This window comes from Streptomyces boncukensis (assembly GCF_011045075.1).
GTDB classification, from domain to species: Bacteria; Actinomycetota; Actinomycetes; order Streptomycetales; family Streptomycetaceae; genus Streptomyces; species Streptomyces boncukensis.
The window spans coordinates 1-1,830 of sequence record NZ_JAAKZZ010000873.1; the positions used below are offsets into that span (position 1 = coordinate 1).

Annotated in this window: 1 protein-coding gene and 1 pseudogene; both read left to right on the forward strand. The window is 70.3% G+C overall.

Features of this window, described 5'->3' with window-relative positions; translation table 11 throughout:
* Positions 1–13: 13 nt before the first annotated feature.
* Positions 14–196: pseudogene (locus G5C65_RS39910) on the forward strand (hypothetical protein); the annotation flags it as partial.
* Positions 197–208: 12 nt separating this feature from the next.
* A partial coding sequence (locus G5C65_RS36545; RefSeq protein ID WP_241266319.1) for an acyltransferase domain-containing protein occupies positions 209–1,830 on the forward strand: 1,622 nt, incomplete at its 3' end.

Here is a 1,830-nt window from a genome sequence, read left to right on the forward strand (position 1 = left end):
CGCCAACGCCCAACTGACCACTGCCGATGTCGACGCGGTCGAGGCGCACGGCACCGGCACCCGCCTCGGAGACCCGATCGAGGCCCAGGCCCTGTCGGCCACCTACGGCCAGAACCGCAGCGAGGACAGCGAACCGCTGTGGCTGGGCTCGATCAAATCCAACATCGGCCACGCCCAGGCAGCAGCCGGAGTCGCCGGTGTGATCAAGATGGTCATGGCGCTGCGCCACGGGATGCTCCCGGCGACGCTGCACGTGGATGAGCCAACCCCCCAGGTGGACTGGTCGGCGGGCGCGGTGGAACTGCTCACCGAGGCCCGGTCGTGGCCCCAGGTGGACCGCCCCCGCCGCGCGGCAGTGTCGTCGTTCGGGATCAGCGGCACCAACGCCCACGTCATCATCGAACAGCCACCCGAGCCCGAACCGCTGTCGAACGCTGCGACCCGACAGGCACCGGAGACAGTGCCGTGGGTGGTCTCCGCGAAGTCCGAGGCAGCGCTGCAGGCGCAGCTTTCGCGGCTGCGGTCGTTCGTGGCCCAGCGGCCGGAGCTGGACGCAGTGGATGTGGGCTGGTCGCTGGCCACCACACGCGCGAGGTTGGAGCACCGCGCGGTGCTGGCCGGGGACGGTGTGCTCGCGACCGGGGTGTCCGGCGAGGGCCGGTTGGCGTTCCTGTTCACCGGTCAGGGTGCGCAGCGTGCGGGGATGGGCCTGGGGCTGTATGAGCAGTTCCCGGTCTTCGCCGAGGCGTTCGATGCGGTGTGTGCGCGGTTGGATGTGCGGTTGGAGCGTCCGCTGCGTGAGGTGCTGGCCGAGGGTGTCGGTCTGGAGGGCACGCTGTGGGCGCAGGCGGGGTTGTTCGCGCTCGAAGTGGCCCTGTACCGGCTGGTGGAGTCGTGGGGCGTGGTCCCGGATGTGCTGCTGGGCCATTCGTTGGGTGAGATCGTCGCCGCGCATGTGTCCGGGATCCTGTCGCTGGATGACGCGTGCACGCTGGTCGCGGAGCGTGGCCGTTTGATGCAGGGGCTTCCGGCTGGCGGCGGGATGCTGGCGGTGCAGGCCACCGAGGCGGACGTCGCTGATTCCGGGCTGGATGTGGCGGCGGTGAACGGCCCCGAGTCCGTGGTGCTCTCCGGCGACCTGGAGGCGATCAACCGCTACACGGCCGAGTGTGCGGCCCGGGGCCGGCGGGTCAACGTCCTGACGGTCTCGCACGCCTTCCACTCAGCCCTGATGGAACCAATCCTTGACGAGTTCACGACCGTCCTGGGCAGCCTCACCTTCCACCCGGCGCGCATCCCGATCGTGTCGAACCTGACCGGAGCCGTGGCTGAACCCGGCACGATGCAGGAGCCGGAGTACTGGCTGCGCCAAGTCCGCCAGCCGGTCCGCTTCGCCGATGGCATCACGGCCACCTCGAAGCTCGGTGCGACCCGGTTCCTGGAGCTGGGCCCGGACGGTGTGCTGTCCGGCATGGCCCAGGACACGGCTCTCGATGCGGTGTTCGTGCCGATGCTGCGCAAGGACCGGGACGAGGGCGAGTCCGCGCTGGGTGCGATCAGCCGCCTGTGGACATCCGGTGTCGGGGTCGAGTGGGCGGATGTGTTCGCCGGTTGGGGCGGGCGCACGATTCCGCTGCCGACGTATGCCTTCGAGCGTCGGCGGTTCTGGCCGCAGCCGTTGCCGGAGGGGCTTGGTGCCTCCGGTGCGGGGCATGCGCTGCTGGGCACGGCTGTCTCGCTGGCCGAGGGTGATGGGGCGGTGCTGACGGGTTGGTTGTCGGTGGGTGGGCAGCCGTGGCTGGCTGATCATGTGGTGCTGGGGCGGGTGGT